Source organism: Brachybacterium sp. 107, assembly GCF_052379725.1.
In the GTDB taxonomy this organism is placed as follows: Bacteria; Actinomycetota; Actinomycetes; order Actinomycetales; family Dermabacteraceae; genus Brachybacterium.
The window spans coordinates 18,088-31,497 of the sequence record NZ_JBQSYW010000021.1; the positions used below are offsets into that span (position 1 = coordinate 18,088).

9 protein-coding genes are annotated in these 13,410 nt (G+C 71.8%); 5 read left to right on the forward strand and 4 right to left on the reverse strand.

The features are described 5' to 3' along the window. The gene (locus tag ACT3UL_RS16770; protein ID WP_444579514.1) at positions 1–1,491 is read left to right on the forward strand and encodes an MFS transporter; all 1,491 of its coding nucleotides are present in this window, start codon (positions 1–3) and stop codon (positions 1,489–1,491) included. A 74-nt stretch (positions 1,492–1,565) separates the two neighbouring features. Here the strand turns inward: ACT3UL_RS16770 and ACT3UL_RS16775 are convergent, their stop codons facing one another. The 3 genes from ACT3UL_RS16775 to ACT3UL_RS16785 form a co-directional block, all read right to left on the reverse strand. Continuing rightward, on the reverse strand, positions 1,566–3,137 hold the full coding sequence (locus tag ACT3UL_RS16775) for a DUF3375 domain-containing protein (RefSeq protein ID WP_443344936.1): 1,572 nt from the start codon (positions 3,135–3,137) through the stop codon (positions 1,566–1,568). Positions 3,138–3,253: 116 nt separating this feature from the next. Continuing rightward, entirely contained in the window at positions 3,254–3,649 is a 396-nt protein-coding gene (locus ACT3UL_RS16780) for a type II toxin-antitoxin system VapC family toxin (RefSeq protein WP_444579515.1), read from the reverse strand. Then, positions 3,646–3,918 carry a type II toxin-antitoxin system Phd/YefM family antitoxin gene (locus ACT3UL_RS16785; RefSeq protein WP_444579516.1) on the reverse strand — a complete coding sequence of 91 codons (273 nt, stop codon included), beginning with the start codon at positions 3,916–3,918 and terminating at the stop codon, positions 3,646–3,648. Before ACT3UL_RS16785 ends, ACT3UL_RS16780 begins: the two co-directional genes overlap by 4 nt. A gap of 215 nt (positions 3,919–4,133) precedes the next feature. Here ACT3UL_RS16785 and ACT3UL_RS16790 point away from each other — a divergent pair, with 215 nt between their 5' ends. The 3 genes from ACT3UL_RS16790 to ACT3UL_RS16800 all read left to right on the forward strand — a co-directional run bounded on the left by ACT3UL_RS16790 (position 4,134) and on the right by ACT3UL_RS16800 (position 9,124). Next, positions 4,134–7,157: a glycoside hydrolase family 2 TIM barrel-domain containing protein gene (locus ACT3UL_RS16790; RefSeq protein ID WP_444579517.1), complete on the forward strand. Its 3,024-nt coding sequence runs from the start codon at positions 4,134–4,136 to the stop codon at positions 7,155–7,157. Between the two features lie 119 nt (positions 7,158–7,276). After that, positions 7,277–8,107, forward strand: coding sequence for a hypothetical protein (locus ACT3UL_RS16795; RefSeq protein ID WP_444579518.1), 831 nt, complete (start codon positions 7,277–7,279; stop codon positions 8,105–8,107). A gap of 510 nt (positions 8,108–8,617) precedes the next feature. Continuing rightward, on the forward strand, positions 8,618–9,124 hold the full coding sequence (locus ACT3UL_RS16800) for a hypothetical protein (protein WP_444579519.1): 507 nt from the start codon (positions 8,618–8,620) through the stop codon (positions 9,122–9,124). A gap of 90 nt (positions 9,125–9,214) precedes the next feature. Here the strand turns inward: ACT3UL_RS16800 and tgt are convergent, their stop codons facing one another. Further along, on the reverse strand, positions 9,215–10,558 hold the full coding sequence (gene tgt / locus ACT3UL_RS16805; protein ID WP_444579520.1) for a tRNA guanosine(34) transglycosylase Tgt: 1,344 nt from the start codon (positions 10,556–10,558) through the stop codon (positions 9,215–9,217). A 257-nt stretch (positions 10,559–10,815) separates the two neighbouring features. Here tgt and ACT3UL_RS16810 point away from each other — a divergent pair, with 257 nt between their 5' ends. Further along, positions 10,816–13,335, forward strand: a complete 2,520-nt coding sequence (locus ACT3UL_RS16810) for an acyltransferase family protein (protein ID WP_444579521.1) — start codon at positions 10,816–10,818, stop codon at positions 13,333–13,335. Positions 13,336–13,410: the final 75 nt, after the last annotated feature.

Here is a 13,410-nt window from a genome sequence, read left to right on the forward strand (position 1 = left end):
ATGTCCTGCGAAACCCTCACCGCTCCTCCCGCTCCAGTGCCACCGGGCCGAGCAGACCCTCCTGCTCCGACGAGCTCGGTCGCTCCCCCGCGGACATCGTCGCTCACCGCCTGGGGGCTGGGTGTGCTGCTGGTCGCCTATGCCCCGGTGAACTTCACCTTCGGCTCGGTGAACGTGCTGGCCGATGCGATCGGCCGGGATCTCAGTGCCGACGCCGCCGGGCAGCAGCTCGTGCTCGCCGCCTACACCACTGCCTTCGCCGCGACCCTGGTCATCGCCGGTCGGCTCGGCGATCGCTGGGGCCGACGCCGCCTGCTCCTGATCGGTGGTCTCGGCGTGGGCGTGATCAGCGTCGCCACTGCTTTCGTCCCGGACCTGACGTCCACCGTCGCGCTGCGCGTCCTGCTCGGCGTCACGGCAGGCCTGCTCACTCCTCAGGTGCTCGCGACGATCCAGTCCGCCTCCTCGGGCACGGCCCGCACTCGAGGCCTCATGCTGTTCGTCGCGGTCAGCGGAGCGAGCACGGTGGTGGGGCAGATCGTGGCCGGGACGGTCGCCCACGCGCTGCCGGAGCACCTGGGGTGGCGCGCCGTGCAGATCCTCACAGGGCTCATCGCCCTGACCGCGGTCGCCGGGCTTCGCACCGTGCCGCGCACGCGCTCGTCGGCCCCGCTCTCCCTCGATGCGATCGGCGCCTCCGTGCTCGGCGCGAGCCTGTTGCTGATCGTGGTGCCGCTGACGATCGGCCGCTCGCTCGGCTGGCCGTCCTGGACCGTCGTCTCGCTGCTGGTCGGGGTGGCGCTGCTCGCCGCGTTCTGGGCGCTTCAGCGTCGCTCCGAACGGCGAGGCACGATACCGGTGGTGCCGCCGTCGGTGCTGCGGCTGACGCCGGTGCGCCGCGGGCTGCTCATGACGCTGCTGTTCTTCATGACCTACGGGGCCTTCCTCTACGAGCTCTCGGCCTTCGCCCAGCACCGCTACGCCATGGGCCCGCTGGGCCCGGCGCTGCTGGTGCTCGGGTTCGGCATCGCGTTCATCGCCGCGTCCCTGGCGCTGCCCCGGCTGATCCCGGCCGCCGGCGAGCTCACCATGGCATCAGCCGGACTCGCCCAGGCGGTGATCCTCGCGGCGATCGCGGTGCTGATCAGCACGGGCCACCATGACATCGCCTCGCTGCAATGGGCGCTGATCCCCTTGGGCGTCGCGCAGGCACTCATGTTCGGTCCCGTGCTGAAGACGGTGCTCTCGCGCGCACCGCAGTGGGCGGCCGGGGTGAGCAGCGGCCTGTTCGCCACCGTCCAGCAGCTCGGGCTGACGCTCGGGGTGGCACTGCTCGGCGGCCTGTTCTGGACACTCGCCGGACCCGAGCAGGAGCACCTGGAACACGCTCTGGTGACGGTGTTCTGGATCCATGTGGGGTGCGCACTGCTCTTCGTCGCCCTCGCCCATTCGCTCCGGTCGCACCGGGAGACGGCGCCGACCGCCGAGTGAGACGCCGCGTCACTTCACCGGCACGTCGCTCCCCCGGGACGTCCCTCCACCGGCACGTCACGCCGCGGGGCGACTCACTCCACGGGCACGTCGTCCAGGAAGTAGAACGACGGGACCCGGGCGGCATACTCGTTGCCGTCCAGCTCCTGCCAGCCGACGATCTCCGTGGAGCCCTCGCGCTCCTGCGCATAGTTCGTGGCTAGGAACATCAGCCCGATGACGCTGGCGAGCCCCTGATCGGCGGGCTTCGCCCGCAGCACGTCCCCGATCGAGGCCTGGCCGCTGACCCCGCGCACCTCGTTGACCGAACCGGTCAGTCCCACGATGTCGATGTCGTTGGTGCGCACCAGATCCTGCAGCACCTCGATGCTCAGCGACGTGGCATCGTGCACCTCGGCCTCGGCGGGGGCGCCGGGGTCGGTGGGATCCTTCAGCCGGTGCTGGGCCACGGAGGACAGCTGCACGCGGGAGAGATCCAGCTCAAGCGGGAACGGGGTGCGCGTGGGGACGTCGTCCTTCTGGGAGAGGGCCACTCCCTGCGCCTCCTGCAGGGCCTCGAGCAGCACGCGGTGCTGGCGGAAGTCCTGGGAGCGCACGAAGCGTGCCAGCGAGCGATACAGCTCGGTCTTGACGTCGAGCACCTCCTGCGCGGGCTCATAGAGGTCGCTGAACACGTTGGCCAGCTTCTCGCGCTCGCTGCGCTGGAGGGTGCGGGAGAAGTCGCGCTCGAGGAGCCGGTCCACGAGCTCCTGCGTGGTGCGGGTCTGGACCGGGTCGTTGAGCATCCGGAAGAACGCGGTGAAGGTGCGGCCCACGGTGGACTGGCCCAGCAGGTCGTCCCCGGCGAGCAGCTGCTCGAGGATCTCGCCGCGGGAGGACTCCGGGGAGAGGATCTGCTCACGCAGGTGGAGGTCCACGGCGCGCAGGTCCTCGCGGTACTGGAGGAAGTCGCCGGAGAGCTCGGCGGCGATCTGCAGGATGTCGCGCAGGCGGTCGGTGGAGGCCTCGGCGCTGGGGAGCATGAGCTCACCCTCGGCGAGGTTCCGGATCTCGGCCTCGATGCCCTCGCGGCGGCGCTGCAGATCCGCCAGGCGCACGTCGCGGTCGGTCTCCGTCTCCTGGGCGAGGCGCTCGAACTGCTGGACCACGAGCTGCAGGCGGGACTGCGTGGTGGTGGGCCGGTGCTCCTCGAGGGAGGAGATGAACTGGATCGCGTCGATCGTCGCGGGGGACGGCTCGAAGGTGGTCTCGGTGTGCTGCGGGTCGTCACGGCGGGTGAGGTAGCCCTCGCGCACCCAGCCGTCGACATACTCCGCGGCGCTGCGGCCGCTGCGCTCCTCGGCGTCGGGCTCCGCAGCGCCGGCGGCGCCCGCCTGCTCGACGCCGTCGGCCTCCGAGGCTGCGGCCGGATCCTCGTCATGCAGCAGAGCGAGATGCGCGCCGACGCGGGCGATGAGCTCGCTGCGCGCCAGCCGACGGTCCCCGGCCGGGAACACGGACTGCAGGATCGCCAGCACGGCGGGAGCCTTGGTCGCCGCGAGCAGGCGCCAGGTGCTTGCCCGGCGCAGCTGCTCGTAGGCCTCTTTGCGCGCGGAGACAGCGTCGCTGCGGCGGTCGGTCCACCGGTTCGGCTCGGTCGTGGTCACGAGAAGGGAGTCTACCGGCGCGGGGGACGCGGGTCGGCGGCCCTCAGCGATCGTCCCGTGGCGAGCGCCGCCGGATGGCTGCTGAGCACCTCACCGAGGCAGCAGCAGGGCTCCGATCAGGTCCCCGGGCTGAGGGGCGCGAGGGGGCCGCCGTGAGCAGCGTCCACGAGCTCGGTGTCGTAGGTGACCAGCACTTCCGCATCGATCGAGAGCGCGGTGGCGTAGTGGATGGCGTCCGCGCTGCGCAGGGGGTGCGGGATCCGGGAGGCGGCGAGGAGCAGCGAACGGTCGAGATCGATCAGTCCGATGCCGGCGAGGAGCTCATCGATGACCTGCGGCTCGACGAACCCTCGTCGCCGGGCGGCGCTGTGTAGCTCGGTGTGCAGAAGATACGAGGAGACGACGTCGTCCCCCTTCGCCTGCCACCCCTCGAACGACTCTCGCATCGCCTGCGTGCCCGGCTCATCGATCAGGATCTTCAGCACGGCCGAGGTGTCGAGGTAGACGATCATTCCTCGCCTCGCAGATCGTCCAGGATCTCGCGGCTGCTGACGCCGCGCGCCGCCGGGATCGCGGTCAGATCGACATGCCGTGCGGCGCTCACCCTGCCTGCTTCCCGCAGCGCGTCGAGCGGCGAGCTGGAGTACGGCACGAGTCGAGCGACCGGCCGGCCATTGTTCGTGATCGAGATGGTCTCCCCGGCTTCGACCCGACGCAGTATCTCGGCGCTGTGGTTGCGCAGTTCGCGGTGCGGGATCGTGGAGATGGCCCCTCGATTCATGGCGTTCTCTAGCGATCGGATACCGCATGGCATCGTGTAGCACACCGTAGCAAGCAGGGCCCACCGACACCAGTGCAACGCCTCGTGCGCTCTCGAAGGAGCACCCTGCCGGGGACGCACCGACAGCCGCTCCGCGCTCCGAGTAACCTGGGGTACGGGAACGTTCACGAAACGTGTCCGGACGTCCCGCCCAGACTTCAGGAGGAACCTCACCGATGAGCACGCCGCTGCCGCTCGCAGATCCGACCGACCGCTGGTGGGAGGAGCTCCCCGCGGGCCGCAACCGCCTGCGCGGCCGCGCCCATTTGCACTCCGATGCCCGCGAGCTCAGCCTCGACGGCACCTGGGACTTCCGCTACGGGACCCGGGCTGACGGCTCCGACCTCGGCGAGAGCGCCGAGATCGAGGTGCCCGGGCTCTGGCAGCTGCAGGGCTACGGCGCCCCGCAGTACACCAACGTCATCTACCCGATCCCGCGCGACGTCCCCCACGTGCCGGACGAGAACCCCACCGGGCACTACTCGCGCACCGTGACCGTGCCCGAGGACTGGGCCAGGGATCTCACCGGCGGCGCCCGCGTGCTGCTGCGCTTCCAGGGTGTGGACTCGGCGGCGAAGATCTGGATCGACGGCATCGAGATCGGCGTGACGGCCGGCTCCCGCCTCACCCAGGAGTTCGACGTCACCGAGGCGCTCGCGGCCCCGGGCGAGCACCGGCTCGACGTGCGCGTGGTGCAGTGGTCGGTGAACACCTACGTCGAGGACCAGGACATGTGGTGGGCCTCGGGCATCTTCCGCAGCGTGGACCTGCTGCTGCGCCCCACGGGCGGCATCCACGACCTCGTGACCGTCGCGGACTTCGACCCCGCGACCCGCACCGGCACCCTGCGCGCGACCGCCTATGGTGCCGACGGCGCGGAGCTGCCCGCCACTCTCGAGGTCCCGGGCCTGGAGCTCGCCTCCCCCACCGGCGCCGACGCCCTCGAGGTGGGCGAGGTGCGGCCGTGGTCCGCCGAGGACCCGTATCTCTACGACGTCACCGTGCGCACCGACTCCGAGACCGTGACCCTGCGCCTCGGCTTCCGCCGCGTCGAGGTGGACGGCGAGATCTTCCGCGTCAACGGCGAGCGCATCGTGTTCCGCGGCGTGAACCGCCACGAGGCGGATCCGGTGGTGGGCCGCACCCAGCAGCTGGCGAACCAGGACCTCGACGTCGCGCTCATGAAGCAGCACAACCTCAATGCCGTGCGCACCTCCCACTACCCGCCCCACCAGCGGTTCCTCGAGGTGTGCGATGAGGCGGGGCTGTACGTGATCTGCGAGGGCGACTTCGAGACCCACGGCTTCCACGCCGATTCCACGTGGGGCGAGGACGGCTCCGGTGCGGCCGAGGGACCGGCGCAGAACCCGCTGTTCGAGGAGTCGCTCGTGGAGCGCTCGGAGCGTTTCGTGCGCCGCGACCGCAACCACGCCTCGATCATCATGTGGTCCATCGGCAACGAGGCCGCGAGCGGTCCGGTCACCGAGGCGATGGTCGCCCGCGTGCGCGCCACCGATGACACCCGCCCCGTGATCTACGAGCAGGACTACGCCGCGGAGTACGTGGACGTGTTCTCGCTGATGTACTCCACGGTCGACGAGTCCGAGCAGATCGGCCGCCGGGACCTCTCCCCCGAGTACCAGGACAAGCTCACGCGCATGCTGCGCAGCTTCGCGCTCGACGTGCCGGAGGGCCACTTCGCGAATCCGCCGGCGCTGTCCAAGCCGTTCCTGTGGATCGAGTACGCCCATGCGATGGGCAACGGCGCCGGCTCCCTGAAGGAGTACATGGAGCTCACGGAGAAGTATCCCGCCCTGCACGGCGGCTTCATCTGGGAGTGGATCGACCACGGCCTGGAGACCACCGACGCCGAGGGCAACCGCATCTACGGCTACGGCGGCGACTTCGGCGAGCGCCTGCACGACGGGAACTTCGTGGCCGACGGGCTCGTGCTCCCGGACCGCACCCCCTCGCCCGCGCTGCTCGATGCGAAGCACCACTACTCCCCCGTGGGCCTCGTGGTCTCCCCCGGCGGCGTGCGGATCACCAACCGCTACGCCTTCTCCTCTCTCGCCCACCTGCGCGCCGAGGTGTCGCTGGACGCCCAGGCGAGCTGGCAGGAGCTCGAGCTGCCCGCAATCGCTGCGGGCGAGGCACTCGACGTGGCGCTCCCGACGCACGACGGCCCGAGCACCACGGTGCGGCTGACCACCCGGGAGGCGCAGGGCCCCGTCCCCGCCGGTCACCTGATCGTCGCCGCGGACCACGTGGATGCCGAGCGTCGCCGCGCCGCGGTCACCGCGTCGGCCGGAACCCCGCTCGCTCCGGAGCAGAACGAGGACGGCAGCTGGGCCCTGGGCCCGGCCCGCTTCGACGACCTGGGCCGCCTCGTGGGCCTCGGCGAGCTGGAGATCGAGCACGCGGGGGTGGACCTGTACCGCGCGCCGGTGGACAACGAGCGCGCCCGCACCCACTACCCGCTCGAGGCCCGCTGGAAGCGGATCGGGCTGGACGTCGCCCGGCGCCGTCTGGTCGAGATCACGGCCGACGGCGCGACCCTGGTGGTGCGCAGCCGGCTGGGCCTGGACGGCTCGGCGCTGGGAGCGGACGTCACCGAGCGCTGGAGCGCGGATGCGGGCGGCCCCGGGGGCTCCGGCAGTGACGGGGTCGGGGCCGGGGGCGGGGTCGACGTCGAGGTGACGGTGTCCCCGTCGGCGATCTGGCCCGAGGACCTGCCGCTGCCGCGCATCGGCTGGACCTTCGCCCTGCCGTCGGCCCCCGATCAGGTGGAGTACACCGGGTACGGCCCGCACGAGTCCTACCCGGACACCGGCGGCGGCACCACCTTCGCGACCTGGTCCTCCACCCTCGCGGACTTCCAGGTGCCCTACGTGTTCCCGCAGGAGAACGGCAATCGGGCGGACGTGGTCCGGGCGCTGCTCAGCGGCGGCACGGCCGATGGTCTCGAGCTGCAGGCTCCGGCCGGGCTGGGACTGGCGGTGCGCCCTTGGTCCACCGCCGAGCTCGATGCGCGCTCGCACGACGGGGCGCTGCGTCCGGACGGCCGCACCTGGGTGACGCTCTCGTCGGCGCTGCAGGGCGTGGGCTCGGCGGCGTGCGGTCCGATCCCGCTGCCGCAGTACGTGCTCTCCGCGCGCGAGGAGACGTTCGCGTTCCGTCTGGGCACCCGCTCCGCATGAGACCGGCCGCTGCGCGCGGCATCATCGCAACCTCCCTGTGACGGGAGGGACCGCCCCGGGCCGCTACGGTGGTCCGGGGCGCTGTGCGGCGTCCCCTGGATAACGACGCAGGGAGACGCATGACTCAGGGGTACGGACCGGACGACGCCCAGCAGCCGCAGTGGGGGCAGGGGTCCCCCGGCGACCCGTACGGGCAGCAGCCGCAGCAGCCCGCCCCGGAGCCGCAGTGGGGCCAGGCTTCGCCCGCGGCGGCACAGCAGCCCGCCCAGGAGCCGCAGTGGAACCCGTCCCCGGACCTGACCTCCTACCCCGGGACGCCCCAGACCCCCGGCGCGCAGCAGTACCCCGGCGCGTCGCAATACCCCGGCGCCCCGCAGTACCCCGGGGCGCAGCAGCACCCGGGCGCCACGCAGCACCCGGGCGTCACGGGATCTGCCTCCGCGACCGGAACCGGGGTGGACCCGACCCTCGCCAAGGTCGCCCAGTGGACGATGATCGCGGTGATCGTCGTGATCGTGGTGCGCGTGATCCGCGGGGCCGTGGGCTTCGGGGCGGGCTTCGTCTCCGGGGCGATGTCCTCGGGCGGCGCGGTCGACGGCGGAATGGCCGTCGCGGGCGGCGGCGCGCTCCTGGGGCTCCTCCTCCTGCTCCTGAACGGCGTCGTCACGCTCGGCCTGCTGGTCCTCGCGATCTTCGTGGCGGTGAAGTCCTCCGGCCGCGCCCGCACCGGCGCGATCATCATCGCGGCGACGCTCGTGCTGTCCGTGGTCCTGTACGGGATCGGCTACGGCATCTATGTCGCCGTGATCTACAACATGGCCGACTACTCCACCATCGGGGTCGTGGCGATCATCTACGCGATCGTCGAGGTCATCCGCTCGCTGATCGTCTTCGCGGCGCTCATCGTCGGCGGGCTCATGGTGCGGCGCGGCGTGAAGCAGGGCGCCTGACCGCCTGAGCCGCAGGGCGCGGGCCCGGGTGCGGGTGCGGGTGCGGGTGCGGGCACGGTGCATCGCCCTGGCCCGGCCCGGGCGGTGCCCGATATTCTCGAGGCGACGTCGCCGTGGCGTCGCATCGACGCTGGGCGAGGGAGCACCATGTCGCAGGGGTACGGACCGGGCCACGGTCAGCAGAACCCGCAGGGCCAGTGGGGCCAGCAGGGCCAACAAGGCCAGTGGGGTCAACAGGGCCAGTGGGGTCAACAGGGCCAGTGGGGTCAACAGGGCTAGCAGAACCCGCAGGGCCAGTGGGGGCAGAACGTGCCACCCTTCCCTGCGCCGCAGTCGTCGCCATCGCCGCAGCAGCATCCGCAGTGGAGCGCTCCGCAGCAGGCCGCACCCCAGCCCCCGTGGGGACAGCCCACCCCGGCGCAGCAGACGCCGTGGGACCAGAGGCCCGTGATGGGCGCCTACCCGGGTTCCACCAGCTATCCCGGCCCGCAGCCAGGATCCGGCGATGGCGTGAACTGGAGGCGCGTCAAGCTCCTGGGCACGCTGCTGACCATCGGCCTGATGCTGCTCATGGTGGTCCGACTCGGCATCGCCCTGACCACCTACTTCGGGGCAGATAGCCTCGCCGCCCAGGACTCCGGCGGGGAGATGAGCACTGTCGCCCTCGGCACCGGGCTGGTCGCCATCGTGCTGTACCTCGCGAACGTCGTGGTCAGCCTCGCGATGATCGTGGTCGGCATCATCGTCGCGGTGATGGCCCGCGGCCGCGCTCGGGTCGGCGGGATCGTGGTCGCCGCGATGATCCCCGTCTCCATCATCGCCTACTGGGTGGTCACGATCATCATGGCGATCGTCCTGGTGTCCCTGGGGATGGACAGCGATCTCGGCGGGGTCGAGGCGAACGGCTATCGGCTCATCGGGGTCGTCGAGGCCCTGCGCGTCCTCCTCGTGATCCTGGCCATGGGCGTCGGCGTCTACCAGGTGAGCATCACCGCCTCGAAGAGGCTCTCCGCCTGAGACGGACCGGGTAGGCGACCGGCCCGCGGAGGGGACCGCCGTTCACCAGGTCTGCCGCTCACCGGGTCTGCCGTTCACCCGATCACCGGATCAGCGCACCTCGCCGTAGTAGGCGCCCGTCGTCTCCTCGCGCAGCGCGTCGAAGTCGCCGTTGATCAGCGAGGCCCGGATCCGGTCCACCAGGCGCACCACGAAGCGCTCGTTGTGGATCGTGCACAGGGTCGAGGAGATCATCTCCTTGGCGCGGAACAGGTGATTCACATAGGCGGCGGTGTAGTGCGTGCAGGTGTAGCAGTCGCAGGTCTCGTCGATCGGGGCGAACTGGCGGCGGTACTTCGAGCCCGTGAGGTTCACGCGCCCCCGCGCCGTGTAGACGGCGCTGTTGCGCGCCACCCGTGACGGGGAGACGCAGTCGAAGGTGTCCGCGCCCGCCGCGATCGCCACGAACAGGTCGTCGACCTCGCTGATGCCCAGCAGGTGACGGGGCTTCTCGTCGGGCAGCTCATCGGTCACCCAGCCCACGATCGTGCCGAGGTTCTCCTTCTCGAGCGCCCCGCCGATCCCGAAGCCGTCGAAGGTCTGACCCTCGACGTCCATCGCACCGAGATCCCGGGCCGCCCGGCGGCGCAGGTCCTCGTACTGGGCGCCCTGGATGACGCCCCACAGCTGCTGGTAGGGGCGATGGGTGCGCTCGTCCGTGAGGCGGGCGTGCTCGGCCAGGCACCGGATGGCCCACAGCCGGGTGCGCTCGAGCGCCTGCTCCTGGTAGCCGCGGGAGTTCATCAGCGTGGTCAGCTCGTCGAAAGCGAACATGATGTCCGCTCCCAGCCCGTGCTGGATCTGCATCGAGACCTCGGGCGTGAAGCGGTGCACGTCGCCGTTGAGGAAGGAACGGAAGGTGACGCCGTCGTCGTCGACGTGGGCCAGGCGCTCCTTGCCCTCGGCGACCGCGTCGTCCTCCCCCGAGGAGGTGCGGGCCTTCTCCCCGCCGGAGAACTCGCTGGAGAGCACCTTCTTGAACCCGGCGCCGAGGCTCATCACCTGGAAGCCGCCGGAGTCGGTGTAGGTGGGACCGGGCCAGTTCATGAAGGCGCCCAGACCCCCGGCCTCGTCGATCAGGTCGTGACCGGGCTGGAGGAACAGGTGATAGGCGTTGGCCAGCAGCGCCTGCGCCCCGAGCTCGCTCATCGACTCCGGGAGCACGGCCTTGACGGTGGCCTTGGTCCCCACCGGCACGAAGGCCGGGGTGCGGATCTGGCCGTGCGGGGTGGAGATCACCCCGGCCCTGGCCTTGTCCCCGGCGCGGGCGACGATCTCGAAGCCGGCGTCCGACGACGCGACGGCCGCTCCCGTGGGGTCGACGGCCGGACCCGTGGGATCAGGAGTGCCGGCCGGAGCAGCGGGGGCGGCGGAACGAGGAGGCTGTGCAGTCACCGGCCCATGATCCCACGCCCCCATGACGCCCACAGTTACCGGGATGCCGGATCCACTAGGATCCAGCCCAGGACGCGACAGCGGCGAACGTCCCGCCGGGTGCTCCGGCGCAGGCGGCAGCACGGGAGGGGACCACGATCACGACGCCCAGCGATCCGTCGACCCCACGCCCCGACGCCGAGCCTCCCCCCTCGACCCACCGCGCCTCCCCCAGCTCGTCCGACGCCCCGTCCCACCGCCACCGCGCGGACAGCCCCGTGAGCGATGGGGACGCCGCCGCGTCCCCGTGGGAGCAGGCGGCACTCGACGGCGCAGAGGGCACACGGAGCACCGGGGACGCAGAGGGCACCGAGAACCCCGCGCCGCCCCTCGCCGATGACCTCGAGGACTGGACGCAGGAGCCCGCGACGGCCGCGCCCTCGCGCTCCGACGTCTCCGCATGGATCGCCGGGCCGCTGCCCACGACGACCTCCTCCCTGGAGGACTGGCTGCAGGGCCCCATCGAGCTGCACGTCGAGCGCGAGGCCGAGGACGCCTGGTCCACCGCCGACTCCGTCACCGGGACCTGGCGTCCTCGTGCCGAGCGCGGCCGGTCACGGTCCTCGCAGCCGGACGGCGCCGCGGGTCCCGCAGATCCCACAGGACCTGGGGGATCTGCAGGAACTGCAGACAGCCCCGGTGCACGCCCCGAGGTCGACGACGCACGCCGCACCGGGCCCGTCTTCCGCCACGAGCTGCACGGCCTGCGCGCCGTCGCCCTCGGTCTGGTCGCGATCTATCACATCTGGCTCGGTCGGGTCTCCGGCGGCGTCGACGTCTTCCTGTTCCTCTCCGCCTTCTTCCTCACGGGGACGTTCGTGCGGCGGCTGGAGAGCGGACGCCCGCTCGGCATCCCCCGCTACTGGCTGCACACGTTCAAGCGCCTCCTGCCCCCGGCGGCGGTGACGATCCTGCTCACCCTCGTCGGCACCGCCGCGTTCCTGCCGTCCTCGCTGTGGCCCACGGTGATGCAGGAGGCGGTGGCGTCGGCCGCCTACGTGCAGAACGCGCTGCTGGTGTTCCTGCAGGTGGACTATCACGCCCGTGATGCCGGCGGAGCCTCCCCGCTGCAGCACTTCTGGTCCCTCAGCGTGCAGGGGCAGGCCTTCGTGGTGTGGCCGCTGCTCTTCCTGCTGGTGGTGCGCCGCGCCCGGCGGGGGAAGAGCGTGCGTCGGCCGCTCATCGTGCTCGTGCTGCTGATCGGTGCCGCCTCGCTGACCTGGTCGGTGATCACCACCCAGACCCAGCAGCAGGTCGCCTACTTCGACACCGCCGCCCGGCTGTGGGAGTTCGCCGCCGGCTCGCTGCTCGCGCTCGCCCTGCCCGTGATCGACCGGATCACGGGGGCGTACCGCCCGGAGGACGGCCGTCCTCCCCGGCTGCGCCTCGCGCGCGCCCTGACCGGCTGGGCCGGGATCGCCGCCCTGCTCGCCTGCGGCATCGTGCTGGACGTCTCGACGATGTTCCCGGGATGGATCGCGATCGTGCCGCTCGCCGCCGCGGGCGCCGTGGTGGTCGCCGGGCACTCCGGGCACCGCTGGGGCATCGACGCGCTGCTGTCCACCCGGCCGGCCGCCTTCGTCGGCGACATCTCGTACGCCCTGTACCTCGTGCACTGGCCGGTCCTCGTGCTCTGGCTCCACCACAGCGGGCAGCAGCGGGCGGGGCTGCTCGACGGCCTCGTGGTGCTCGCCGGCTCGGTGCTGCTGGCCTGGCTGGTGACCCGCGCCGTGGATGCCCCGGTGCGGCGTTCCCGCTGGCTCGAGGCCCGCCCCTGGCGCGCGCTGACCGCGATCGCTGCGAGCTTCGCCCTGGTCCTGGCCGGGGCGGGCGGCTGGTGGCTGGTGCTGAACCAGCAGTCCCCGCAGGAGACCACCGCGTCGGCGCAGGACCTGCCCACCGACGAGGTCGCCACCACGGTGCCCACCGTCATCCGCCCGGCCGGCTGGCAGCTCGGCTCGCAGTGGCCGGACCTTCCGCAGCGGTGCGCCGGCCCGTGGGCCCCGTCGGTCAGCTTCCCCCACGTGACCTGCCAGCAGCTGCTCCCCGGCGATACGGACGTCGACACCTCCGAGACCATCGTGGTGGTGGGCAGCTCGCATTCGCGCCAGTACATCCCCGCCCTGCTGCCCACGGCCGAGGCACGGGGCGCCCAGGTCGTGAACCTCACCATGGACGGCTGCCAGTTCCTGGCGGGCGCGGAGCGCGACGGCTACTGCGCCGGCTACGACGAGTACGTGCTCTCCTACGTCGACTCCATCCACCCCGACACGGTGCTGACCACGGTCACGCTCACGGATGCCGGATCGGCCGAGGAGACCCTGCCCGACGGCGCCGCCTCCTCGGTGCAGGCGCTGCTGGACCGCGGGATCGACGTGATCGCGGCCCGGGACACCCCGCGCTGGGAGAGCGACCAGTTCCAGTGCGCCGAGGAGATCATCGACGGCGGCGGGACCCCGGCCGAGGCCGACGAGACCTGCGGCGCGGACGCCTCGCAGAAGCTCGCCGCGAGCAATCCGGCGACGCCCCTCGCGGACCTCGTCCCGGCAGGTCCAGGAGACGGCACCGCGGCCGAGGTCACCCTGCTGGACCTCTCGACGCAGATCTGTCCCGAGGGCCGCTGCTCCCCGGTGCTCGGGGACGTCTCGGTGTACATGGATGACGACCATCTCACGCGCCTGTTCGTCGAGGAGACCCTCGCGCCCAGGGTGACCGAACTGCTCGCGAACTCCCGGTGAACCCGCTCGCAACCTGCACGGCTTACGATGTGCCCGTCCCGGGGGCGCTCCGACGCCCCGCCCAGCAGGAAGCAG